This window comes from Jiangella rhizosphaerae (assembly GCF_003579925.1).
Classification (GTDB): domain Bacteria; phylum Actinomycetota; class Actinomycetes; order Jiangellales; family Jiangellaceae; genus Jiangella; species Jiangella rhizosphaerae.
Window position 1 is genome coordinate 37,622 of sequence record NZ_QUAL01000094.1, and the last position, 24,305, is coordinate 61,926.

A 24,305-nucleotide genomic window follows, 5' to 3' on the forward strand; every position below is an offset into this window, starting at 1 on the left:
TGACGGCCAGCTGGCGTGGCAGCGTGCATCAAGCGGGGCGGGCTTCGAATCGCGACAACGCTGACGAATCAACTGGACTCATCCCCCGCCGCAGCGGGCCTCCCGTTACTGAGGCGTCCGCAGAACTTCCTGGTCAGATACGGTCTCTGCGTTCCAACCCGACTCGGTGCGATGGGCTCTGCTCGGCTCGTCCGCTCATTCGCGACGTCAACCCATGAGGCGGTTGAGTATGCCCTTGTGCACCTCGGTCGCTCGTTGCTGCTCGCTCGCATAGGCGCTGATCACCTCGATTGCGCCGGTCAGCGCGGGGATGGTCCACTGGACCATGGACAGTTGGCGCTGGGCTGTGGCGGCGTCAGGGGGCGTCGACGCCGTGGGCTCGGTGCCGCTCTCCGCCGGGAGGTCTTCGCGCTTCGACACCTTCGTGCCCAGCGCTCGGCCGTAGGCGGTAGCGCCTAACGCCGCCGCCGTCAGCGCCGTCTTTGCCAGCGACATGGCGAGGACACCTTGCTGAGCCTTGAGCCGGGGCATATTCCCGGCCAGCAAGCCCGCGCTGCCGACGAGATGGAGGCCGATGGCCGCGGCGTTGATCGGCGTCCAGCGGTTCCAGCCGACGTTCGCGACCGCACCCGTGCTCCTGGAGTCGGTTGCGGCGCCGGCGGCCGGGTTCAACGAGATCGCGTTGGCCAGCGTTCCGCCGAACCACGCGGCGAGGCCGACGTCGTGCATCGCGTGCAAGATCGTGTGGCGTACCATGACGCTCCCCCTACCGGAATCGGTTGAACCGGCGCCATACCCACGGTTGCCGGCTCAAAACGTCGAGCACGCTCGTGGCGTCAGCCGGAGCACGCGCTCACGGTCGCCGCGCCGGAGCCGGCCCAGGCCGGCCGAGCGGCGGTTGCCCCACCGATCCTGGAGGATGGGGTCGGCCCGCGGCTTCGCCGCGATCTGCATCGCTCCGTTCGGAACAGAAAACCCATGGCTGACCAGGGGTCCCAGTAGCGGGGGCGGTGTCCTGGCTCAACACATCGGAATGGGGTGTTGTCGGGTCATCTGTCAGCCGCCATCGAGAATGACGGCGTGCGCGACATCGGCGTGCGGACGAGAGCACGACGATCGCGCCGGGGCGTGGTCGTCAGGATGTCGGCATCGTCGTCACGATGTCGGTGGCCGCTGCCTTGGCACGCCGAAGTGCTCCACGAATCGGGCCTATCCGGCACGGATGGTCGCTTTCGGCGAGCCAAGCTCACGCAGGCCGCCGATCGGGACATCCGTGGTGGCTCGTCCGTGCTGTCTCGATGATCATCCAGGATCGACCACCTGATGCTGTGGTCGATCCTGGATGAACACACCGAAGGGTCCGGGTCGGGTCGTCACGGTGACGTCGCCGACGAGCCGACCTGCAGGCTCTCCTGGATACACACCGCGCGCGGCCCAGGCCACCGCCTACGCCGCGCGCCCCAAGGCTGTCCATCCGCCAACCGATCCGGCGACACCCACGCCGGAACTCCTCCGCGACCTGATCATCGACCGCACCCGCGACCACGGAACCGGACGCCCGCCAGGACCGGCACCGAAAAACGATGAGCCCGAACCCACATCCGTCGGTTCGGGCCATGCCAATGTCCTGGGACATCACACCAGTAGCGGGGGCGGGATTCGAACCCGCGACACAACGATTATGAGCCGTTTGCTCTAACCACCTGAGCTACCCCGCCGAGGGGAGTCGGCGCCGCGCAAACGGCGCAGCCTCACCAGAGCCCCAATACGGAATCGAACCGTAGACCTTCTCCTTACCATGGAGACGCTCTGCCGACTGAGCTATTGGGGCGTGCGCCAGACGAGGGTACACAACCTGTGGCCGTGGTGCGAAATCGGCCGTTCGGCTGCGGAGTTCACGTCCCGAACCGGCCGGTGCCGGGACGTGCGCTCACTGACCCCGAGAGGCGTGGCAGGTGCAGGATTCGAACCTGCGTAGGCTGTGCCGGCTGATTTACAGTCAGCTCCCTTTGGCCGCTCGGGCAACCTGCCGTGGTTCCCGGCCATCGGCTGGGACCGGTGAGAGAATACATCAGTGCGGAGGGCTCCGGACAATCGGTTCGGGCTCGAGAGATCCAGAAGGAGCCATCGTGGCTAGCGAGTCGTCGTTCGACGTGGTCAGCAAGGTCGACCGGCAGGAGGTGGACAACGCGCTCAACCAGGCGGCGAAGGAGATCTCCCAGCGTTTCGACTTCCGCGGCACCGGCGCCTCGATCCGCTGGCTCGGCGAGCTGGGCATCGAGATGGAGGCCTCCGCCGAAGACCGCGTCAACGCCGTGCTGGACGTCTTCAAGGAGAAGCTGGTCAAGCGCAAGGTCTCGCTCAAGGCGCTCGACGCCGGCGAGCCGCGCGCGTCGGGCACCGTGTACAAGATCACCGCCACCCTGCAGGACGGCCTCGACCAGGACCAGGTGAAGAAGATCACGAAGGCCATCCGCGACGACGCCCCCAAGGGCGTGCGCACCCAGGTCCAGGGCGACGAGGTGCGCGTCTCGTCGAAGAGCAAGAACGACCTGCAGGCGGTCATGGCCATGCTGCGCGAGCAGGACTTCGACTTCGCCGTCCAGTTCACCAACTACCGCTGAACCATCCCCCTCCCCATCCCCGCGCCCTACCCGCCGCCCGCCACAGAAGGGTGGCGGACGGTGGCGGACGGACGGCGGGCGGGCACGGCGGCGTGGGCGGGGACGGCGCAGCCGCGGCCGTTCGCGGGGACTTCGGCCGTGCGCCGGGCAGCGTTCATGACGACGTCGCATCGTCGTCGCGGGACGCCGTTGTGATCGGCGGATGAGAACTCCATTCGCGCGTTCCATCGCGGCCGCCGTCGCCGCGACCCTGCTGCTCCCGGCAGCCGCGGCCGCCGGAGAAGACCGCGTCCCCGGGTCCCCCTCGCGGGGCCACGGGTCCGTCACGCACCCCGTCCTCGAGGGCCGGGCCACGCTGTCGGCCGACTACCTGGCCGAGGGGCCGCCGTCGGGCGCCCTGGCGACGCCGGCGAACGGGCGCCAGGGCCCGTGGGACGGCCAGGTGATCCCCGGCTTCTCGGCCATGGTCGACAACGGCGACGGCACGTTCTGGGCGCAGCCGGACAACGGCTTCGGCTCGAAGGGCAACTCGGCGGACTTCCTGCTGCGCAACTACCTGGTCCGGCCCGACTGGAACACCGGCGACGGCGGCTCGGGTGAGATCGAGGTGGAGCGGTTCGTCTCCTACAACGACCGCAACCACGTGCTGGACTTCCCGATCGTCAACGAGACCACGCCGGACCGGCTGCTCACCGGCGCCGACTTCGACATCGAGTCGGTCGTGCTGGCCAAGGACGGCACGTTCTGGGTGGGCGAGGAGTTCGGCCCGTTCATCCTGCACTTCGCCGCCGACGGCACGCTGCTGGAGCCGCCGGTCCCGCTGCCGGACGACCTGAAGTCGCCGCAGAGCCCGTACCTGCGGCCCGGTGAGACGCCGCTGGTGCGGTCCAGCCGCGGGTTCGAGGCGATGGCCGCCTCGCCCGACGGCCGGTACCTGTACCCGATCGTCGAGGGCGCCTACGTGAACGACCCCGACCAGCGCCGCCGCGAGATCCATGAGTTCGACACCAGGCGCGACCGGTACACCGGCCGCACCTGGAGCTACCAGACCCACCAGGAGGCCAACGTCATCGGCGACGCGTTCACCGTCGGCCGCGGCAAGTTCTGGATCATCGAGCGCGACGACTTCGAGGGCGACCAGTCCGTCATCAAGCGCGTCTACGAGGTCGACCTCAACCGCCGCGACCGCGACGGATACGTGAGCAAGTCGCTGGTCCTCGACGCGCTGCGCATCGACAACCCGCTGGGCATCGACGCCGGCGAGGGCTACGGCCTGGGCGAGACGTTCGCGTTGCCGGTCCAGTCGTTCGAGACCGTGCTGCGGCTGAAGGACGGCCGCATCCTCATCGGCAACGACAACAACTACCCGGGCAACGACGCGCGCGTCACCGGCACGCCGGACGACACCGAGATGGCCGTCATCGACCTGCGCCCGGCCCGTCCCACCGACGACGGCGTCACCGTCGTCGGGCACCGCGGCGCGTCCGGCTACCGGCCGGAGCACACCCTGGCGGCGTACGAGACCGCGATCCTGCAGTGCGCCGACTACATCGAGCCCGACCTCGTCTCGACGAAGGACGGCGTGCTGGTCGCGCGGCACGAGAACGAGATCGGCGGCACCACCGACGTCGCCGGCCGCCCGGAGTTCGCCGGCCGCCGCACGACCAAGACGATCGACGGCACCCAGATCACCGGCTGGTTCACCGAGGACTTCACCCTCGCCGAGCTGCGCACGCTGCGGGCCGAGGAGCGCATCCCCGCCACGCGGCCGCAGAACACCGCGTTCGACGGGCTCTACCAGATCCCGACCCTCGACGAGGTGCTGGACCTGGCCCGGAACTCGCGCACCTGCGACGGCCGGCCGGTCGGCGTCTACCCCGAGACCAAGCACCCGACGTACTTCGACACGATCGGGCTGTCGCTGGAGGAGCCGCTGGTCGCGCAGCTGCGGGCGAACGGGATGGACCACCGCGACGCCCCCGTCATCCTGCAGTCGTTCGAGACCGGCAACCTCGAGCAGCTGGACCGGATGACCGACGTGCGGATCGCCCAGCTGATCAGCTCCAGCGGCGCCCCGTACGACCTCGTCGCGGCCGGCGACCCGCGCACGTACGCCGACCTCGCGACGGCCGCCGGCCTGCGGGCGATCGCGCGCTACGCCGACGGCGTCGGCCTGGAGAAGAACGTCATGATCCCGCGCGACGCCGACGGCACGCTCGGCTCGCCGACCCCGGTCATCCGCGACGCGCACCGGGCCGGGCTCGAGGTGCACGGGTGGACGTTCCGCCGCGAGAACCAGTTCCTGCCCGCGGAGTTCCGCTCGTCCGCCGACCCCGCCGGGATCGGTGACGTCGAGGCCGAGATCCAGGTGTTCCTCGAGGCCGGCATGGACGGTTTCTTCACCGACAACCCCGACCTCGGCGCCGCCGCCGCCGAGGACGTCGAGGACTGACGGCTGAACCGCGCCGGCGCCCGGCCCGTGCACCCCGCATGGCTCGGGCGCCGGTCGTTTCGCCTTGGCGGCACCCGCCCGACGAGCGTAGGATGACCGATGCCAGGGCAGTAGCCTGAGGAAGTGAGCCCCGCAGCCAGCCGGACGACTGGTGAGCGGGGCTTCGCGCTCCCTACGTCCGGCTCTCGACCGTGTAGCCGGCTACACGCTGGCGCCAGCGGCCGCCCTTCGCCCAACACCATGCGATCGCGTCCGGCACGCACAACAGCAAGTCGCTATGAGCGCGCAGGTGCTCGTACACCAGGCCGGGGCAGTACTCCCGCGTCAGCCGGGCGAGCACCTGCCGATCGAACCGCACCAACGACTCGTCGCGCTCGAGCACCAGCCGCGAGACGCCGGCTGCCGCGAGGTCGGGCACCATGCGCTCGAGACACACACCGCGGGCTTTCCGCTCATTCTTGGTCACATACACCGTCGCGGTGACCTCAAGACTCTCGATCACGGACAGCACCTGGTCCTCGCGCCGTGGCCGCTCGTCCTTGAAGTGAATGCGCCGCTGACCAGGGCGCAGGACACCGCGTAGCGCCGCCCGGGCGGCGTTCACGTCCGCGGCGGGGACGACGGCGGCCGCCACCACATAGTCGGTGGAGAACGACTCGTCGACGAACGCGTGCAAGGGCACCGGCTCCGACCCCTCCTGCCTGGCCGGGCCGTGAGTATCGTCGCGGTCGATCGTAGCGGGCCGTCAGCGGCGGTAGCCGGCCCGCTGCTCCAGCCGGGCGACCCGCTCGGCCATCGGCGGGTGCGAGGCGAACAGCTTGGCGAGGCCGGTCTGCTGCAGCGGGCTGGCGATCATCAGGTGGCTGGTGGCGACGATGTCGCGTTCGGGCGGCAGCACCAGGCGGCGTGTGCTGGCGTCGAGCTTGCGAAGGGCGGCGGCCAGGCCGAGGGGGTCGCCGGTGATGCGGCTGGCCTCGGCGTCGGCCTCGTACTCGCGGGCCGGCATGACCGTCGCCCGGACGACGGCCGCCGCGACCGGCCCGAGCACCGTCAGCAGCGCCCGGCCCACCGGGCCGGCCTGGCCGCCGTCGCGCCCGCCGCCGAGGACGCGCAGGCCGGCGGCGACCATGACGACGCTGGCCACGGCGCCCGCCATCGACGAGACCACGGTGTCGCCGCGGCGGATGTGGGCGAGCTCGTGCCCGACGACGGCGCGCAGCTCGCGCTCGTCGAGCAGCTCGAGGATCCCCTCGGTGCAGCAGACGGCGGCGTGCGCGGGGTCGCGGCCGGTCGCGAACGCGTTCACCGCGCGGGTGGGGCTGACGTACAGGCGCGGCATCGGCACCCGCGCGGGGGCCGTCAGCTCGCGGACCACGCGGTGCAGCACCGGCTGCTCGGCCTCGCTGACCGGGTAGGCCCGCATGGCCCGCAGCGCGATCGTGTCGGAACGCCGGACGACGTAGCAGTTCAGTCCCACGACGACGACCGCGGCCACGAGGAGTCCGGCCGGGCCGAACCACGAGCCGGCCAGCAGGCCGAGCGCCGACAGCCCGGCCAGCAGCACTACGGCCTTCACACGATTGCGTTGCACGTCCACCTCTCGGGCGCCCGTCGCGACGAGCACGGCGCCCTGCGGGTCAACGCGCGGTGGAGCCGCGGGGTTCCACGCGCCCTAGCAGCAGCGTTGCTGCGGCGAGCGGTCGCGGTCGTCCTGCCGGCGACGCTCGAACTCGCGCCTCGACAGCACCCGGACCGCCTCGTGCCGGCGACAGTGCTCGACATAGCGATCGTAGGCCGTCTCGCCGCTGACCTCCCGCAGGTACCACCACACGCCCGAGGCGGCGCGCCGCACCACACCCACCAGCTCGCTCATCCGTCACCGTCCCGCTCGCCGCGGGTGGCGGCCGCCGCCATGAGCTCGCGTTCGGCCCGGGTCGGGATCAGCCCGGACGGCGCGACGATCGTCGACCGGACGTACGGCGCCTCCGTGGTGGTGGCCGCCGACGGGTCGCGCAGGGCCTTGACGCAGACCCTGGCCGCGTCGGCGATGATGATCACCACCAGCAGCGCGAAGAACGCCGCCAGCACGCCGTCGACGGTGGAGTTGGTGACCACCTGCTCCATGTCCTCCAGCGACCGCGCCGGCGGCAGGATCTCGCCATTGTCCAGCGCCTCGGAGAAGCGGTCGCGCTGGGCGAAGAACCCGAGCGTGGGATCGTCGGAGAACACCTTCTGCCAGCTCGCCGTCAGCGTGACCGCGGCGTCCCACAGCAGCGGGATGCCGGTGACCCATGCCCACTTCAGCCGCCCGCTCTTGATCAGGATGGTGGTCGCGACGGTCAGCGCGATGGCGGCGAGCAGCTGGTTGGCGATGCCGAACAGCGGGAACAGCTGGTTGATGCCGCCGAGCGGGTCGGTGACGCCGGCGTACAGGAAGTAGCCCCACGCGCCGACGACCAGCGCGCTGGTGACCCACAGGCCGGGCTTCCACGACACGTCGCGCATCGGCTTCCAGACGTTGCCGAGGGTGTCCTGCAGCATGAACCGTCCGACCCGGGTGCCGGCGTCGACCGTCGTCAGGATGAACAGCGCCTCGAACATGATCGCGAAGTGGTACCAGAACGCCTGCCCGCCGGTGCCGAACCCGTCGGAGAAGATCTGCGACATGCCGACGGCCAGGGTGGGCGCGCCGCCGGTGCGGGCGACCAGCGTCGACTCCTCGACGGCGGCCGCCGCGGCGGCCAGCTGGTCCGGGGTGATGGAGAACCCGAGACTGGCGACGGCCTGTGACGCCGATTCCAGCGAGTCGCCGAGGAAGCCGGCCGGCGCGTTCATCGCGTAGTAGAGGCCGGGGTCGATGACCGACGCGGCGATCATCGCGCTGACGGCGACGAACGACTCCATCAGCATGCCGCCGTAGCCGATCATCCGGACCTGCGACTCCTTCTCGATCAGCTTCGGCGTGGTGCCGGAGGCGATCAGCGCGTGGAAGCCGGAGAGCGCGCCGCAGGCGATGGTGATGAACACGAACGGGAACAGAGACCCGGCGAAGACCGGGCCGTCGCCGCTGGACGCGAAGTCGGTGACCGCCTCGTTCTGCAGCACCGGGCGGGCCAGCAGCAGGCCGATGGCGAGCAGGATGATGGTGCCGATCTTCATGAACGTCGACAGGTAGTCGCGCGGCGCCAGCAGCATCCACACCGGCAGCACCGAGGCGACGAAGCCGTAGATCACCAGCGCGAGCACCAGCGCCTCGGGCGACAGCGTGAACGTGTCGGCCCAGCTGGAGTCCTGGACCCAGCCGCCGCCGACGATCGCCAGCAGCAGCAGGCCGACGCCGATGAGGCTGGTCTCGATCACCCGGCCCGGCCGCAGCGTGCGCAGGTAGAAGCCCATGAACAGCGCGATCGGGATGGTCATCGCGATCGAGAAGGTGCCCCACGCCGAGTGCGCCAGCGCGTTGACGACCACCAGCGCCAGCACGGCGAGCAGGATGATCATGATGGTGAACACGCCGATCAGCGCGGCGACGCCGCCGACGACGCCGATCTCCTCGCGCGCCATCTGGCCGAGGCTCTTGCCGTTGCGCCGCATCGAGAAGAACAGCACGACCATGTCCTGGACGGCGCCGGCGAAGATCACCCCGACGACGATCCAGAGGGTGCCCGGCAGATAGCCCATCTGCGCGGCGAGCACCGGGCCGACGAGCGGGCCGGCCCCGGCGATCGCGGCGAAGTGGTGGCCGAACAGCACCCGCCGGTCGGTCGGCTGGAAGTCGGTGTCGTTGCGCAGCGTCTCGGCCGGCGTCGCGCGGGTGTCGTCGACCTGCAGGACCCGGCGGGCGATGAACCGCGCGTAGAAGCGGTAGGCGATGGCGTACGAGCCCAGCGCCGCGGCCAGCAGCCACAGCGCCGAGATGTCCTCGCCGCGGCTCAGCGCGACGACGCCCCAGGCGATCGCGCCCACGACGGCGACCAGCGTCCAGACCACGATCGATCTGAGCGGAGGACGCCTCCGGGGCGGGGCGGGCTCGGTACGGACGGTGTCGACCATGACGACCTCCGAACTGATCCGGGTGCTGCGATGGTGACCGTAGAGGTTACGCGCAGATGTCCGATGGGTCGAGAGATGGCTCGGACGTGTCATCTCTCACGCTTCGGACGGCAGGACGGCTCCTGTGGAAAGTCGCCGTAGCATGGATGGTCGGGATTCGAGCCGGGGACACCCCGGCGACACCGAACGTCATAAGGAGGCGTCGACACACGGTGACGGTGAAGCACGTACGCGAGCTCGACCGTGTGGTGATCCGATTCGCTGGCGACTCCGGTGACGGGATGCAGCTGACCGGCGACAGATTCACTGCCGAGACCGCCTCCTTCGGGAACGACCTCTCCACACTGCCGAACTTCCCGGCCGAGATCCGGGCGCCCGCCGGCACGCTGCCCGGCGTGTCCAGCTTCCAGCTGCACTTCGCCAACTACGACATCCTCACGCCGGGCGACGCGCCCGACGTGCTGGTGGCGATGAACCCGGCGGCGCTGAAGGCCAACCTGCCCGACGTGCCGAAGGGCGCGACGATCATCGTCGACACCGGCGACTTCACGCCGCGGGCGCTGAAGAAGGTCGGCTGGGACACCAACCCGCTCGAGGACAACACCCTCAGCGCCTACAAGGTGCACGCGCTCGACCTCTCGGGCATCACCATGGAGGCCCTGGCGCCGTTCGACCTGTCCCGCAAGGACGCCTCGCGGTCGAAGAACATGTTCGCGCTCGGGCTGCTGTCCTGGATGTACGGACGCTCCATCGAGGGCACGGTGGCGTTCCTGCGCGAGAAGTTCGCCACCCGCGAGACCATCCGCGACGCCAACATCGCCGCGCTCAAGGCCGGCTGGAACTACGGCGAGACCACCGAGGAGTTCGCGGTCTCGTACCAGGTCAAGCCCGCCGCCATGCCGGCCGGCACCTATCGGAACATCACCGGGAACCTGGCGCTGTCGTACGGCCTGGTCGCGGCGGCGCGCCAGTCCGGGCTGCCGCTGTTCCTGGGGTCATACCCCATCACGCCGGCGTCCGACATCCTGCACGAGCTGTCCAAGCACAAGCGGTTCGGCGTGCGCACGTTCCAGGCCGAGGACGAGATCGCCGCCATCGGCGCCGCGCTCGGCGCGTCGTTCGGCGGGGCGCTGGGCGTCACCACCACGTCCGGGCCGGGCGTCGCGCTGAAGGGCGAGACCGTCGGCCTGGCGGTGTCGCTGGAGCTGCCGCTGGTCATCGTCGACGTTCAGCGCGGCGGCCCGTCGACGGGCCTGCCGACGAAGACCGAACAGGCCGACCTCCTGCAGGTCATCTACGGCCGCAACGGCGAGTCGCCGGTGCCGGTCGTCGCCGCGTCGTCGCCGTCCGACTGCTTCCACGCCGCCATCGAGGCCGTGCGCATCGCCGTCACCTACCGCACGCCGGTGTTCCTGCTGTCCGACGGCTACCTCGCCAACGGCTCCGAGCCGTGGCGGGTCCCCGACGTCGACTCGCTGCCGACCATCGAGCCCGGCTTCGCCACCGAGCCCAACCATGCCACCGACGGCGAGGCGGAGTTCTGGCCGTACCTGCGCGACGACGAGACGCTGGCCCGGCCGTGGGCGGTCCCGGGCACGCCCGGCCTCGAGCACCGCATCGGCGGCATCGAGAAGCTCGACGGCGCCGGCACCATCTCCTACGACCCCAACAACCACGACCGCATGGTCCGGGTGCGCCAGGCGAAGGTCGACGGCATCGCCGGCATCCCCGACCTCGAGGTCGAGGACCCCAGCGGCGAGGCCCGCCTGCTGGTGGTCGGCTGGGGCTCGACGTACGGGCCCATCGGCGCGGCGGTCCGGCGGGCGCGCAAGGCCGGCCACAACGTCGCCCAGGCGCACCTGCGTCACCTCAACCCGATGCCCGCCAACACCGGCGACGTGCTGCGGTCCTACGACCGCGTGCTGGTGCCGGAGATGAACCTCGGGCAGCTCGCCCTGCTGCTGCGCGGCAAGTACCTCGTCGACGTCGTCGGGTACAACCGCGTGCGCGGCCTGCCGTTCAAGGCCGAAGAGCTGGCCGACGTGATCATGGAGGAGGTGGGTGCGCTGTGACCGCACCCGTCGAACTGGGCCTGCCCGGCCTCGCCGGGGTGCCCACCACCGATGTGAAGCAGACCAAGAAGGACTTCACCAGCGACCAAGAAGTCCGCTGGTGCCCCGGCTGCGGCGACTACGCCGTGCTCGCGGCCGTCCAGGGCTTCCTGCCCGACCTCGGGCTGGCCCGCGAGAACATCGTCTTCGTCTCCGGCATCGGCTGCTCCTCGCGGTTCCCGTACTACATGAACACCTACGGGATGCACTCGATCCACGGCCGCGCGCCGGCCATCGCGACCGGCCTGGCCGCGTCGCGTCCCGACCTCTCCGTCTGGGTCATCACCGGCGACGGCGACGCGCTGTCCATCGGCGGCAACCACCTGATCCACGCGCTGCGCCGCAACGTCAACCTGACGATCCTGCTGTTCAACAACCGCATCTACGGGCTGACGAAGGGCCAGTACTCGCCCACGAGCGAGCAGGGCAAGATCACCAAGTCGACGCCGATGGGCTCGCTGGAGTCGCCGTTCAACCCGGTGTCGCTGGCGCTCGGCGCCGAGGCCACGTTCGTCGCCCGCACCATCGACTCCGACCGCCAGCACCTCACGTCGGTGCTGTCGGCCGCGGCGGCGCACCGCGGAACGTCGCTGGTCGAGATCTACCAGAACTGCAACATCTTCAACGACGGCGCGTTCGAGATCCTCAAGAACCGCGACAGCCGCGACGAGGTGCTCATCCGGCTGCAGCACGGCGAGCCGGTGAGGTTCGGGGCCGACGGGCAGCACGGCGTCCGCCGCAACCCGTCCACGGGCGCGCTCGAGGTGTGCGCCGGTGACGACCCCGGCGTCATCGTCCACGACGCCACGGCCGACGACCCCACCCAGGCGTTCGCGCTGTCGCGGCTGGCCGACCCCGGCACGCTGGCGCGCAGCCCCATCGGCATCTTCCGGCAGGTCGAGCGGCCGGCGTACGGCGACCTCATGGCCGCCCAGCTGGACCAGGCCGCCGCCACGCAGGGCGAGGGCGACCTGCAGGCGCTGCTGCGCGGCAAGGACACCTGGACGGTCGGCTGACCCGTGACGCGTCTCGCGTCATGAGCCAACCGTGCGGTGGTTGCTGGCATACCCGTAACATGCGCTGGTGAGCACCTCCCGGTCCGGCCTGCTGTACGGCTTCGGCGCGTACGCGCTCTGGGGTGTCTTCCCGCTCTACATCAAGCTGCTGGAGGACACCGGCGCGATCGAGATCCTGTCGCACCGGGTGGTCTGGTCGCTGGTCCTGGTGCTCGGGCTGCTCGCCGCCGCGCGGAACCTCGGCAAGCTGCGCACCCTCGGCCGCCGCTCGTACGGGCTGCTGACCCTGGCCGCCCTGCTCATCTGCGTCAACTGGGGCGTCTACATCTGGGGCGTCAACAACGACCACATCGTCGAGACGTCGCTCGGCTACTTCATCAACCCGCTAGTCACCGTGGTCCTGGGCGTCGTGGTCTTCGGCGAGCGGCTCCGGCGGCTGCAGTGGGCCGCGCTCGGCCTGGCCGCCGTCGCCGTCGTCGTGCTGACCGTCGACTACGGCCGGCCGCCCTGGATCGCGCTGGCCCTGGCGTTCTCGTTCGGCGCCTACGGCCTGGTCAAGAAGAAGGCCGACGTCGACGCCGTCGAGAGCCTCGCGGTCGAGACCGCGGTGCTCTTCCTGCCGACGCTGGCGTACCTCGTGGTGCTGGGCGCCAACGGCACCGGCGACTTCGGCACGGCCGGCTGGGGCACGACGCTGCTGCTGGCCGGCTGCGGAGTGGTGACGGCGGTGCCACTGCTGTTCTTCGGGGCGGCGGCGGTGCGGGTGCCGTTGAGCACGCTGGGGACGCTGCAGTACCTGACACCCACGCTGCAGTTCCTGCTCGGCGTCGTCGTCTACGGCGAGACCGTGCCCCCGGTGCGCTGGGTCGGGTTCGCGCTCATCTGGACGGCGCTGGCCATCCTGACCGCCGAGGTGCTGGTGCGGCGGCAGCGCGCGCGGCGGGCCGCCGTCGATCGACTGGTGCTCGACCCGACGAGTGCCGCCTGACCGGCCCGAAATGATCACGTTCAGCACGAGATCTCGTGTCGTACTACGCCTGTGATCGTGTTGATGCTCGGGAAGTCCTCGTGATGGGCCGCGTGACCCGCTGGAAGGCGGCGGGCACGACGATCGTCACCGGTCCGGGGCCGGCGGCGGTTCGCCGGCGGGCTGGTCAGGAGCGACGAAGGTGCCCTTGCCGTGGACGGTGAGGATGCGGCCGCGCTCGCGCAGCTCCTGCATGGCCCGCCGCACCGTCAGGTAGGCGACGCCGTACTCGACGGCGAGTTCGCGCTCGGGAGCGAGCCGGGCGCCGGGCCGGAGCTCGCCGGCGTCGATGCGCGCGACGATGTGGTCGGCGATGGCGACGTAGAGCAGTTCGTGGCCCTGCGGCCGGAACTCCGGGACGTCCACCATGCCGCCCACGATAGAAGCTCTGCTGACCTGCACAAAGACACTGAGCTATACAAAGGTCTACATTGCCACTTAAAGTCATCACATGCGCAAGGAGACCTACACCGGCTGGCTGCTGTGGAGCCGTCCGCCGGCGCGACTGCTGGACGAGATCGTCGTCACCGATCAGGACGGCACCACCATCACCAACCGCCCGCTCCCCTACGGCACCACCGGCACCCGCGGCTGGGACGTCACGCTGCGCCAACTCGGCTTCGAGCGCCTCGGCGGCTGGATGCCGGCGACCGGCGGCTACGTATGCCGCATCCAGCCGATCCAGCCGCCGCCAGCGGGCGTGCTGGCCCGCACGGCGTGAGCGGGCGAACGGGTCATCACCACGATTCCCCGAGCGTCACCACGATTGCAGGCGTGGTATGGCACGAGATCTCGTGCTGAACGTGATCATCCGGCGCGCACCAGGGTCGGTGCCGCTCGCCGCGCCTCGAGGAACGGCCGCGGGAACGATGTGAATCCTCTGTGGCGACGACAGTGACGCCGCATCACCGCAGCGGGGTGAGGTCACCCGCACGATGCGCACCTCACTCGACACAGCGCCGCATGTCGTGGCGTCGTGGTCCCGGTTCGGTCGCCGCAGCGGGTGAGATGTGGCCGCTCCGATCGCTCTCGGCCGGCGCAGCCCCTGGTTCCACGCTGGGAAGAGGCGGGGGTCAGGACATGCGGGTGACGACGGTGTCGCAGAGGGCGTGCAGGGCGGCGCGGGCGGGGAGGTCGGGCAGCCCGGCCAGCGTGGCCCGGGCGTCGTCGGCCCAGCGCCGGACGTCGGCGGAGGCCTCGGCCATGGCCGGGTGGGCGCGCAGCAGCTCCAGCGCCTCGGCGTGGTCGGCGTCGTCGACCACGGGGCCGGAGATGAGCGAGAGCAGCCGCTCGTCGCCGGGACGGGCGGCCCGGCGGGCGTACAGGACGGGGAGGGTGGCGACACCCTCGCGAAGGTCGGTGCCGGGCGTCTTGCCCGACAGCCGCTCGGAGCCGGCGATGTCGAGCAGGTCGTCGGCCAGCTGGAACGCCATGCCGATGCGCTCGCCGAACTGGCCGAGGACCTCGACCTGCGAAGGGTCGACGCCGGCGTGCAGGGCGCCGAGCCGGGTGGACGCGGCGATCAGCGAGGCCGTCTTGTCGGAGAGGACGGAGAGGTAGTGCGCTACGGGGTCTTCGTCCTCCCGCGGGCCGAGGGTCTCGTGCAGCTGACCGTGCACCAGGCGCTGGAACGTGCGCGCCTGGATGCGCACCGACTCGGCGCCGAGGTCGGCCAGCAGGTCCGACGCGCAGGCGAACAGGAAGTCGCCGGTGAGGATGGCGACGCTGTTGCCCCAGCGCGCGTTGGCGCTGGGACCGCCGCGGCGCAGCTGCGCCTCGTCCATGACGTCGTCGTGGTAGAGCGTGCCCACGTGGGTGAGCTCGACGACGACGGCGGCCGGCACCACCTTGGGCGCGTCGATGTCGCCGAAGCCGGCCGCCAGCAGCGTGAGCATGGGCCGGAATCGCTTGCCGCCGGCCTGCGCCAGGTGCCGCGAACTCTCGCTGAGCATGGCGTCGTCGGACTTGACGGCCGCCAGCAGCCGCGCCTCGACGTCGTCCAGACCGGCGCTGATGGACGCCTCGAGTGCGGCGTCGACGGACGGTATGCCCAGACCGCTGCTCAACCCCGGCCCCTCCCTCGTAGCCGGGCACCCTCACCCGGCAGGAGCTTCAACTCTAACGAACGAACATGGACGCCTGCTGCGCCAGGTCCAGCAGCGGGCCGGGCACGATGCCCAGCAGCAGGGTCGCCGCGGCGCCCAGCGTGATGCCGACCGCTGTCCACAGGCTCGGCACCGCGACGGTCGGGCCCTCCGGCGCGGGGTCGCTGAAGAACATCAGCACGATGACCCGCACGTAGAAGAACGCCGCCACGGCGCTGGCGATGACGCCGACCACGACCAGCGGCGCGGCGCCGCCGTCGACGGCCGCGGTGAACACCGTCAGCTTGCCGACGAAGCCACTGGTCAGCGGGATGCCGGCGAAGGCGAGCAGGAACAGCGCGAACGTGGCCGCCAGCACCGGCGAACGCCGCCCCAGCCCGGCCCACTTGGCCAGGTGGGTGGCCTCGCCGCCGGAGTCGCGCACCAGCGTCACGACGGCGAACGCGCCCAGCGTCGCGATGCCGTAGGTCGCCAGGTAGAACAGGATCGCGCCGGTGGCCGAGGAGTCCGCGGCCACCATCGCGGTCAGCACGAACCCGGCGTGCGCGATCGACGAGTAGGCCAGCATCCGCTTGATGTCGGTCTGCGTCAGGGCGACGACGGCGCCGACCAGCATGGTGGCGATCGCGACGGCCCACAGCATCGGCTGCCAGTCGGTGCGCAGCCCGCCGAAGGCGACGTAGAACAGCCGCACCAGCGCACCGAACGCGGCGAGCTTGGTGCACGCCGCCATGAACCCGGTGACGGGGGTCGGCGCGCCCTGATAGACGTCGGGCGTCCACGAGTGGAACGGCACCGCGCCGACCTTGAACAGCAGGCCGACGGCCATCAGCCCGACGCCGGCGAGCAGGATGCCGTCCTGCCCGATGTTCGCCGTCAGCGCTTCGGAGATCTCCCCGAACCGCAGCGTGCCGGCGTAGCCGTAGACGAACGCCATGCCGAACAGGAAGATCGCCGACGAGAACGCGCCGAGCAGGAAGTACTTGAGCGCCGCCTCCTGCGAGAGCAGCCGGCGTCGGCGCGCCATGCCGCACAGCAGGTACAGCGGCAGCGACATGACCTCGAGCGCGATGAACAGCATCAGCAGGTCGTTCGCGGCGGGGAACAGCATCATGCCGCCGACGGCGAACAGCACCAGCGGGTAGACCTCGGTCTGCAGCATCCGCTCGCGGACGAGGACCCGCTCCTCCTCGCTGCCGGGCAGCGACGACGCGGCGGGGGCGAACGCGTCGCCGCCGGCCTCGAGCTTGCGTTCGGCGAAGAACGCGACGCTGATGATCGCCAGCACCAGGATGGTGCCCTGCAGGAACAGCGCCGGCCCGTCGACGGCGACCGCGCCGACCGCGGCGACGATGCCGGTGCCGGCCAGCAGGATCACCTGGACCAGCGCCGCCACCAGCGCCAGCAGCGCCAGCCCGACCTGGATCGGGTGCCGCAGCTTGCGCGGGACGAACGCCTCGATCAGGACGCCGACGACCGCGGCGCCGAAGATCGTGATGAGCGGCGCCAGCTCGGCGTACTCGATGGTCGGGGCGTTCACCGGCCAGTCCCTTCCTCGGCGTGTTCAGCGACGGGAGCCAGCGGCTCGGGTTGGTCGACGCCGACTTCGACGAGCGTCGGCTCGACGGCCTCGTCGATGGCGTCGGTCAGCGGCTTCGGGAAGAACCCGACGACCAGCAGCAGCGCCAGCAGCGGGGCGACGACGGCGACCTCGCGGGTGCGCAGGTCGGGCATGCCTTCCACGGCCGGCCGCACCGGGCCGGTCATCGTCCGCTGGTAGAGCCACAGGATGTACAGCGCGGACAGCACGATGCCGAGCGTCGCGACGATCGCGGCCGGCCGGTACCGCAGGAACGTCCCGGAGATGACCAGGAACTCGGACAGGAACGTCGACAGCGGCGGCAGCGCCAGCCCGGACAGGCCCGCGAACAGGAACACGCCGGCCAGCTTCGGCGCCGGCTTCTGCACGCCGCCGAAGTCGTCGACCTGCCGCGACCCGCGCCGGCGGATGAGGAAGCCGACGACCACGAACAGCGCGATGGTCGACAGCCCGTGGTTCACCATGTAGAACGTCGCGCCGGTGGCGGCCTGGCCGGTCAGTGCGAAGATGCCCAGCACGATGAAGCCGAAGTGCGAGATCGACGTGTAGCCGATCAGCCGCTTCATGTCGGTCTGGCCGATGGCCAGCAGTGCGCCGTAGATGATGCTCACGACCGCCAGCACGACGATCACCGGCGCGGCGTCGCGGGACGCGTCGGGGAACAGCGGCAGCACCAGCGCGATCATGCCGTAGGTGCCGACCTTGTCGGCGACGCCGGACAGGAACGCCGCGTTCGACGGCGTGGCCTCGGCCGCGGCGTCGGGCAGCCAGGTGTGGAACGGCCACAGCGGAGCCTTGATCGCGAACGCCAGCATGAACCCGACGAACAGCCACCACTGGGTGGTGGTGTCGATGTCGAGCGCGACGAGGTCGGGCAGGAAGAACGACGGGTCGCCCGCTTCGACCGACTGCACGTACAGCCCGATGACGGCGGCCAGCATGGCCAGCCCGCCGACGAGGTTGTACAGCAGGAACTTCACCGCGGCGTAGCGGCGCTGCGGGCCGCCGTACATGCCGATCATGAAGTACAGCGGGATCAGCATGGCCTCGAAGACGACGTAGAACAGCAGCACGTCCTGCGAGAGGAACGCCGTCAGCGTCAGCGCCTCGACCACCAGCAGCAGCGCGAAGAACGCCTTGGGGTCGCGCTTCTCGTCCTCGGCCTCGTGCCACATGGACAGCGCGACGATCGGGGTGGCCAGCACCGTCAGCGCGACCAGCGCGAGGCTGATGCCGTGCAGGTCCAGCGCCCACGAGGCCCCGAACTCGGGGATCCACTCGTAGGTCTCCGGCTCGACGCCCATGTCGACGTCGAACAGGTACTGGATGCTGATCAGCGCGCCGACCACCAGGGTCAGCAGCGCGAAACCGGTCGCGACCTGCTTGGCGAGCGTGCCCCGCCCGGTCGGCACCAGGGCGGTCAGCACCGCCCCGAGCGCCGGCAGCGCGATGAGCGTGGTCAACCAGGGAAAGGTCACGGCAGCCTCACCAACAGCATGGCCAGCACGACGACGCCGACGCCGCCGAGCATCGTCACGGCATAGGAACGGACGAACCCGGTCTGCCAGCGCCGCAGCCGGCCCGACAGACCGCCGACGGCGGTGGCGGTGCCGACGACGGCGCCGTCGACGCCGCGGTTCTCGAAGTAGACCAGCGAGCGGGTCAGGTACTGGCCCGGCCGCATGAACACCGCCTCGTTGAACGCGTCGCCGTAGAGGTCGTTGCGGGCGGCGACGGTGAGCGGGTTGCCGGCCGGGACGTCCTCGCGAACGGCGCGGCGGCCGTACAGGGCCCAGGCGATGGCGACCCCGACCACGACGGTGGCCAGCGTGATGGTGATCAGCAGCCACAGCGGCATCGGCAGCTCGTGGTGCTCCTCACCGGTGACCGGCGCCAGCCAGTCGACGATGTCCGCGCCCAGGTACAGCAGGCCGAACCCGCCGACGACCGACAGCACGGCCAGCACGATGAGCGGGACGGTCATGACCGACGGCGACTCGTGCGGCGGCTCGCTGTGCTGCCACCGCCGGTTGCCGAAGAACGTCATGAGCATGAGGCGGGTCATGTAGAACGCGGTGATGCCGGCGCCCAGCAGCGTGGCCAGGCCGGTGATCCAGTTGTCCGCGAACGCCGCCTCGATGATGCGGTCCTTGGAGAAGTACCCGGCGAACGGCGGGATGCCGATGATGGCGAGGTAGCCCATCGCGAACGTGACGAACGTGATCGGCATCATGATCCGCAGCCCGCCGTAGCGGCGCATGTTGACCTCGTCGTGCATGCCGTGCATCACCGAGCCGGCGCCGAGGAACATGTTGGCCTTGAAGAAGCCGTGCGTCAGCAGGTGGAAGATCGCGAACGCGTACCCGGCCGGGCCGAGCCCCGCGGCGAGCGTCATGTAGCCGATCTGGCTCATGGTCGAGCCGGCCAGCGCCTTCTTGATGTCGTCCTTGGCGCATCCGATGATCGCACCCATCAGCAGCGTGATCGCGCCGACGACGACGACCGCGGTGCGGGCGTCGGGTGCGAGGTCGTAGATGGCCGCGGACCGGACGATGAGGTAGACGCCGGCGGTCACCATGGTCGCCGCGTGGATGAGCGCCGACACCGGGGTCGGGCCCTCCATCGCGTCCAGCAGCCAGGACTGCAGCGGGAACTGCGCCGACTTGCCGCAGGCGCCGAGCAGCAGGAACAGGCCGATGGCGGTGAGCCAGCCGGTCGAGGCGCCCTCGGCCGACGCGAACACCGCGTCGAACGCCGTCGAGCCGAAGACCGTGATCATCGACGCCATCGCCAGGACCATGCCCATGTCGCCGACGCGGTTGACGACGAACGCCTTCTTGGCCGCGACGGCCGCCGAGTTCTTGTGCTGCCAGAACCCGATCAGCAGGTACGACGCCAGGCCGACGCCCTCCCAGCCGATGAACAGGACCAGGTAGTCCGAGGCCAGCACCAGCAGCAGCATCGCCGCGACGAACAGGTTCAGGTAGCCGAAGAACCGGCGGCGCCGCTCGTCGTGCTCCATGTAGCCGATCGAGTAGACGTGGATGAGCGACCCGACGCCGGTGATCAGCAGCACGAACGAGATCGACAGCTGGTCCAGCAGCAGGCTCACGTCGACGCTGTAGCCGCCGGCGTTGACGAACTCCCAGAGCTGGACGGTGAACGCACGGCCGTCGGCGGGCTCGCCGAGCATGGCGAAGAACAGCACCACGCCCATGACGAACGACGCGATCGACGCCGCGCAGCCGATGAGATGGCCCACCTTGTCGGTGCGCCGGCCGCCGAGCAGCAGGATCGCGGCGCCCAGCAGCGGGAACGCGATGAGCAGCCAGGTGAGGTCGAAGACGCCGGTGGCCTCGGCGACCGCCTGGCCGCCACCGTGCCCGCCCTCGGTGGCGACAGCCGTCGCCAGCGCGCTGAGTGTGGAAGTCACTGGTTCCTCACGCCCGTCAGAGCTTCAGCAGGCTGGCGTCGTCGACCGACGCGGACCTGCGAGTTCGGAAGATCGTCACGATGATCGCCAGCCCGACGACGACCTCGGCCGCCGCCACGACCATGACGAAGAACGCCACGATCTGGCCGTCGAGGTTGCCGTGCATCCGGGCGAAGGTGACGAACGCCAGGTTGGCCGCGTTGAGCATGAGCTCCACGGACATGAACGCCACCAGCGCGTTGCGCCGGATGAGCACGCCGGACGCGCCGATCGCGAACAGGATGACCGACAGCACCAGGTAGTTGGTCGGGTTCATGCGCGCTCACCTCCGCGTGCGTCGTCGTCGGCGCCGATCTGGCCGGCCGGCTCGTCGGTCTCGCCTTCGGCCGCCGCCTCGACGTCGGCCGGGGTCGGGTGGTGCCGGAACTCGTCGCTGGAGCGGGCCGCGCCGCGGGCGACCAGCACACGGTTGATCGACGCCTCGCTCGGCGTGCCGTCGGGCAGCAGCGCCGGGGTGTCGACGGCGTTGTGGCGCGCGTAGACGCCCGGGACCGGAAGACCGGCCGCCTCCTCGGGCGGGCCCTCGCTGAACCGCTTGATCGACAGTTCCTTCTGGGTGGGCCGGTGGAAGATCCGCTCGCGGTGGGTCAGCGTCATGGCGCCCACGGCGGCGGTGATCAGCAGGGCGGCCACCACCTCGAAGGCCCAGAAGTAGGTGCCGAAGATGAGGTCGGCGATGGCCGGCACGTTGCCGTCCGGGGAGGCCTGCGCGAGCCCGGCCGGCTCCTCCGGCAGCGTGGCGCGGATGGTCACCGCGGACAGCAGCAGCACCACGCCGAGGATGGCGAGCGTCGCCGCGACCCGCTGGCCGCGGATGGTCTCGACCCGGGAGTCGGACGAGTCGACACCGACCAGCATGATCACGAACAGGAACAGCATCATGATCGCGCCGGTGTAGACGACGATCTGCACGACGCCGAGGAACGGCGCCTCCTGGGCGATGTAGAACAGCGCCAGCGACACCATCGTGGCGGCCAGGCACAGTGCGCCGTGGACGGCCTTGCGCGAGAACACCAGACCCAGGGCGCCGAGTACGGCGATCGGCGCCATGATCCAGAACAGGGCTGCCTCGCCCATCACGCCCCCTGCCCGCTGGTGCGGCCCAGTCCCGCGCCGAGGTAGTAGTCGCGCTCGTCGTCGCCGAGCCGCATCGGGTGCGGCGGCTCCTCCATGCCGGGCAGCAGCGGCGCGAGCAGGTCCTTCTTCTCGTAGATGAGGCTCTCGCGGGTGTGGTCGGCCAGCTCGTACTCGTTGGTCATCGTGAGCGCGCGCGTCGGGCACGCCTCGATGCACAGGCCGCAGAGGATGCAGCGCAGGTAGTTGATCTGGTAGACGCGGCCGTACCGCTCACCCGGCGAGTAGCGCTCGTCGTCGGTGTTGGAGGCACCCTCGACGTAGATGGCGTCGGCCGGGCAGGCCCATGCGCACAGCTCGCACCCGACGCACTTCTCCAGGCCGTCGGGGTGGCGGTTGAGCTGGTGCCGACCGTGGAAGCGCGGCGCCACCGGATGCGGATGCTCCGGGTACTGCTCGGTGACCGGCTTGCGGAACATGGTCCGGAACGTGACTCCGAACCCCGCCACCGGGTCGAGGAACTTAGGCACGACTGCTCTCCTCGGTACGGTCGTCAGTCTTGGTGGTGGCCCCAGTCGGGGTCACGGGGATGCGCGCCGCCACGAACTCCTGGCCCGGCATCGGCGGCACCGGGTGGCCGCCGGCGAACGCGTCGAACTCCGGAGTCGCGGCCTGCTCGTCCTCCTCCGCCGGCTTCTTCTCCGGGATCAGCAGGCTGCCGATCAGCAGCACCGCGACCGCGATGCCGCCGTACAGGAGGATCTGGTTGCGCTCGATGCCCTCGTTGAACGCCAGCCGCATGCCGGCCACCGCGACGATCCAGACCAGCGAGATCGGCAGCAGCACCTTCCAGCAGAAGTGCATGAACTGGTCGTAGCGCAGCCGGGGCAGCGTGCCGCGCAGCCAGACGAAGACGAAGATCAGCAGGATCACCTTGGCGAAGAACCACAGCAGCGGCCACCAGCCGGTGTTGAACATGCCGTCGTTGACCGCGGACAGCGGCCACGGCGCCCGCCAGCCGCCCAGGAACAGCGTCGTGGCGATGGCCGAGACGTTGACCATGTTGATGTACTCGGCGAGGAAGAACATCGCGTACTTGATCGACGAGTACTCGGTGCCCCAGCCGGCCACCAGTTCGCCCTCGGCCTCGGGCAGGTCGAACGGCGCCCGGTTCGTCTCGCCCACCATCGCGATGAGGTAGATGAGGAACGACGGCAGCAGGATGATGCCGTACCAGAGCCGCTCCTGCTCGGCGACGATGCCCGACGTCGACATGGTGCCGGCGAAGAGGAAGACGCCGACGAACGACAGACCCATGACCAGCTCGTACGAGATGACCTGCGCGGTCGAGCGCAGGCCGCCGAGCAGCGGGTAGGTCGAGCCGCTGGACCACCCGGCCATCATCAGCCCGTAGACGCCGACCGACGCGATGGCCAGCGTGAACAGCACCGCCACGGGCATGTCGGTCAGCTGCAGCCGGGTCTCGTGACCGAAGATCGACACCTCGGGACCCAGCGGGATCACCGACAGGATCAGGAACGACGGGATCACCGCCACCAGCGGCGCGGCGATGTAGACGATCTTGTCGGCCGCCTTCGGGATGATGTCCTCTTTGAACATCAGCTTCACGCCGTCGGCGAGGCTCTGCAGGCTGCCGAACGGCCCCGTGCGGTTCGGGCCGACGCGGTGCTGCATGCGCGCGACGACCTTGCGCTCGAAGACGATGTTGAACAGCGTCAGGACGACACAGAGGACGAAGATCGCCAGGCACTTGATGGCGATGATCCACCAGGGATCGTTGCCGAACCCGGCGACCTCGTTCCCGGTCGTCTCCGCGGCGAGCGCGATCACGAGACACCTCCACCTGCGAGCTTGACCACGGAACCGGCGCCGGCGCCCAGCGACACCTGCAGCGTCGAGCCGTTCGAGTTCTCCGGCAGCCAGACCACGCGGTCAGGCATCTCCGTCACCCGCACCGGGACGGTGACCGAGCCGGTCGCCGTCCGGACGGTGAGCCACTCGCCGTCGGCGACACCCACCTCGGCGGCGGTGCCGGCGGAGATGCGCGCCTCGGCCTTCTTCGCCGTCGCCGCGAGGTGCGGCTCGCCGTCCTGCAGCCGGCCGCCGTCGAGCATGAGCTTCCAGCTGGCCAGCACCGCCTCGCGCTCACCGGGCCGCGGCGGGCCGGCGGGCGGGGTGTCGGTGGACTCCGGCCGGGCGCCGTCCCAGACGCCCAGCTCGGCGATCTCGGCGCGGACGTCGTCGACGTCGCGCAGGCCGAGGTGGACGCCCAGCTCACCGGCGATGGCATCGAGCACGGCGGCGTCGCTGAGCGACGGCGTGTGCGCGAGCACGGCGGGGAACGGCCGGGCCCGGCCCTCCCAGTTGACGAACGTGCCGGCCTTCTCGACCGGCGGCGCCACCGGCAGCACGATGTCGGCGAGCTCGGTGACCTCGCTGCGCCGCACCTCGAGGCTGACGACGAAGCCGGCGGCCTCGAGCGCGCGCCTGGCGCCGGCGGGGTCGGGCAGGTCGGCCAGCTCGACGCCGGCGACCAGGGCGCCGGCCAGCACCCCGCTGCTCAGTGCGGACAGGATGCCCGTGGTGTCGCGACCGGGCAGCGACGGCAGTGTCTCGACCGACCAGGCGGCGGCGACGTCGACCCGGGCCTCCGGGTCGGCGACCGGCCGGCCGCCGGGCAGCAGGTTCGGCAGGGCGCCGGCCTCGAGCGCGCCGCGCTCGCCGGCCCG

At 70.5% G+C, this 24,305-nt stretch carries 21 protein-coding genes and 3 tRNA genes; 6 read left to right on the plus strand and 18 right to left on the minus strand.

Annotation, left to right across the window (positions count from 1 at the left end; all coding sequences use genetic code 11):
* Positions 1–207 precede the first annotated feature (207 nt).
* From DY240_RS10405 to DY240_RS10420, 4 genes are all read right to left on the minus strand, one after another.
* Entirely contained in the window at positions 208–756 is a 549-nt protein-coding gene (locus tag DY240_RS10405) for a hypothetical protein (protein WP_119659843.1), read from the minus strand.
* A gap of 888 nt (positions 757–1,644) precedes the next feature.
* Positions 1,645–1,718 (minus strand) — tRNA-Met (locus DY240_RS10410).
* Between the two features lie 40 nt (positions 1,719–1,758).
* Positions 1,759–1,831 (minus strand) — tRNA-Thr (locus DY240_RS10415).
* 118 nt (positions 1,832–1,949) lie between these two features.
* Positions 1,950–2,031, minus strand: a tRNA-Tyr gene (locus tag DY240_RS10420).
* 98 nt (positions 2,032–2,129) lie between these two features.
* On the opposite strand from DY240_RS10420, the gene DY240_RS10425 reads away from it, so the two are divergent.
* Positions 2,130–2,624, plus strand: a complete 495-nt coding sequence (locus tag DY240_RS10425) for a YajQ family cyclic di-GMP-binding protein (protein WP_119659844.1) — start codon at positions 2,130–2,132, stop codon at positions 2,622–2,624.
* Between the two features lie 202 nt (positions 2,625–2,826).
* Positions 2,827–5,076, plus strand: coding sequence for an esterase-like activity of phytase family protein (locus DY240_RS10430; protein WP_119659845.1), 2,250 nt, complete (start codon positions 2,827–2,829; stop codon positions 5,074–5,076).
* A gap of 172 nt (positions 5,077–5,248) precedes the next feature.
* Here the strand turns inward: DY240_RS10430 and DY240_RS10435 are convergent, their stop codons facing one another.
* The 4 genes from DY240_RS10435 to DY240_RS10450 all read right to left on the minus strand — a co-directional run bounded on the left by DY240_RS10435 (position 5,249) and on the right by DY240_RS10450 (position 9,129).
* Positions 5,249–5,752 (minus strand): hypothetical protein, encoded by a 504-nt coding sequence (locus DY240_RS10435; RefSeq protein ID WP_147375272.1) that lies wholly within the window; start codon positions 5,750–5,752, stop codon positions 5,249–5,251.
* Positions 5,753–5,821: 69 nt separating this feature from the next.
* Positions 5,822–6,673 (minus strand): M48 family metalloprotease, encoded by an 852-nt coding sequence (locus tag DY240_RS10440; RefSeq protein ID WP_119659861.1) that lies wholly within the window; start codon positions 6,671–6,673, stop codon positions 5,822–5,824.
* Between the two features lie 75 nt (positions 6,674–6,748).
* The gene (locus tag DY240_RS10445) at positions 6,749–6,949 is read right to left on the minus strand and encodes a YbdD/YjiX family protein (RefSeq protein ID WP_119659847.1); all 201 of its coding nucleotides are present in this window, start codon (positions 6,947–6,949) and stop codon (positions 6,749–6,751) included.
* Positions 6,946–9,129 carry a carbon starvation CstA family protein gene (locus DY240_RS10450; RefSeq protein ID WP_119659848.1) on the minus strand — a complete coding sequence of 728 codons (2,184 nt, stop codon included), beginning with the start codon at positions 9,127–9,129 and terminating at the stop codon, positions 6,946–6,948. Before DY240_RS10450 ends, DY240_RS10445 begins: the two co-directional genes overlap by 4 nt.
* A gap of 146 nt (positions 9,130–9,275) precedes the next feature.
* Here DY240_RS10450 and DY240_RS10455 point away from each other — a divergent pair, with 146 nt between their 5' ends.
* From DY240_RS10455 to rarD, 3 genes are all read left to right on the plus strand, one after another.
* Positions 9,276–11,201, plus strand: a complete 1,926-nt coding sequence (locus DY240_RS10455; RefSeq protein WP_119659849.1) for a 2-oxoacid:acceptor oxidoreductase subunit alpha — start codon at positions 9,276–9,278, stop codon at positions 11,199–11,201.
* A 14-nt stretch (positions 11,202–11,215) separates the two neighbouring features.
* Complete coding sequence (locus DY240_RS10460) at positions 11,216–12,256, plus strand: 2-oxoacid:ferredoxin oxidoreductase subunit beta (RefSeq protein WP_119659862.1); 1,041 nt, start codon at positions 11,216–11,218, stop codon at positions 12,254–12,256.
* A 67-nt stretch (positions 12,257–12,323) separates the two neighbouring features.
* Positions 12,324–13,244 (plus strand): EamA family transporter RarD, encoded by a 921-nt coding sequence (gene rarD / locus DY240_RS10465; protein WP_199701246.1) that lies wholly within the window; start codon positions 12,324–12,326, stop codon positions 13,242–13,244.
* 126 nt (positions 13,245–13,370) lie between these two features.
* Here the strand turns inward: rarD and DY240_RS10470 are convergent, their stop codons facing one another.
* Positions 13,371–13,652 carry a GntR family transcriptional regulator gene (locus DY240_RS10470; RefSeq protein WP_119659851.1) on the minus strand — a complete coding sequence of 94 codons (282 nt, stop codon included), beginning with the start codon at positions 13,650–13,652 and terminating at the stop codon, positions 13,371–13,373.
* A gap of 82 nt (positions 13,653–13,734) precedes the next feature.
* Here DY240_RS10470 and DY240_RS10475 point away from each other — a divergent pair, with 82 nt between their 5' ends.
* Positions 13,735–14,004 carry a hypothetical protein gene (locus tag DY240_RS10475; RefSeq protein WP_119659852.1) on the plus strand — a complete coding sequence of 90 codons (270 nt, stop codon included), beginning with the start codon at positions 13,735–13,737 and terminating at the stop codon, positions 14,002–14,004.
* Positions 14,005–14,356: 352 nt separating this feature from the next.
* Here DY240_RS10475 and DY240_RS10480 read toward each other — a convergent pair whose 3' ends face one another.
* From DY240_RS10480 to DY240_RS10520, 9 genes are all read right to left on the minus strand, one after another.
* The gene (locus tag DY240_RS10480; protein WP_233552689.1) at positions 14,357–15,349 is read right to left on the minus strand and encodes a polyprenyl synthetase family protein; all 993 of its coding nucleotides are present in this window, start codon (positions 15,347–15,349) and stop codon (positions 14,357–14,359) included.
* A gap of 52 nt (positions 15,350–15,401) precedes the next feature.
* Positions 15,402–16,928, minus strand: coding sequence for an NADH-quinone oxidoreductase subunit NuoN (gene nuoN / locus DY240_RS10485; protein ID WP_119659853.1), 1,527 nt, complete (start codon positions 16,926–16,928; stop codon positions 15,402–15,404).
* Positions 16,925–18,451 carry an NADH-quinone oxidoreductase subunit M gene (locus tag DY240_RS10490; protein ID WP_233552690.1) on the minus strand — a complete coding sequence of 509 codons (1,527 nt, stop codon included), beginning with the start codon at positions 18,449–18,451 and terminating at the stop codon, positions 16,925–16,927. Before DY240_RS10490 ends, nuoN begins: the two co-directional genes overlap by 4 nt.
* 11 nt (positions 18,452–18,462) lie before the next feature.
* A complete protein-coding gene (nuoL, locus tag DY240_RS10495; RefSeq protein WP_407659299.1) occupies positions 18,463–20,316 on the minus strand; it encodes an NADH-quinone oxidoreductase subunit L in 1,854 nt (617 codons plus the stop codon).
* A gap of 121 nt (positions 20,317–20,437) precedes the next feature.
* Positions 20,438–20,737 (minus strand): NADH-quinone oxidoreductase subunit NuoK, encoded by a 300-nt coding sequence (nuoK, locus tag DY240_RS10500; protein WP_119659855.1) that lies wholly within the window; start codon positions 20,735–20,737, stop codon positions 20,438–20,440.
* A complete protein-coding gene (locus tag DY240_RS10505; RefSeq protein ID WP_119659856.1) occupies positions 20,734–21,558 on the minus strand; it encodes an NADH-quinone oxidoreductase subunit J in 825 nt (274 codons plus the stop codon). The genes nuoK and DY240_RS10505 overlap by 4 nt, the downstream gene beginning before the upstream one ends.
* Positions 21,558–22,085, minus strand: coding sequence for an NADH-quinone oxidoreductase subunit NuoI (gene nuoI / locus DY240_RS10510; RefSeq protein ID WP_199701248.1), 528 nt, complete (start codon positions 22,083–22,085; stop codon positions 21,558–21,560). Before nuoI ends, DY240_RS10505 begins: the two co-directional genes overlap by 1 nt.
* Positions 22,078–23,403 carry an NADH-quinone oxidoreductase subunit NuoH gene (gene nuoH / locus DY240_RS10515; protein ID WP_119659865.1) on the minus strand — a complete coding sequence of 442 codons (1,326 nt, stop codon included), beginning with the start codon at positions 23,401–23,403 and terminating at the stop codon, positions 22,078–22,080. The genes nuoI and nuoH overlap by 8 nt, the downstream gene beginning before the upstream one ends.
* A partial coding sequence (locus DY240_RS10520; protein WP_147375273.1) for a molybdopterin dinucleotide binding domain-containing protein occupies positions 23,403–24,305 on the minus strand: 903 nt, incomplete at its 5' end. The genes DY240_RS10520 and nuoH, both read right to left, overlap by 1 nt.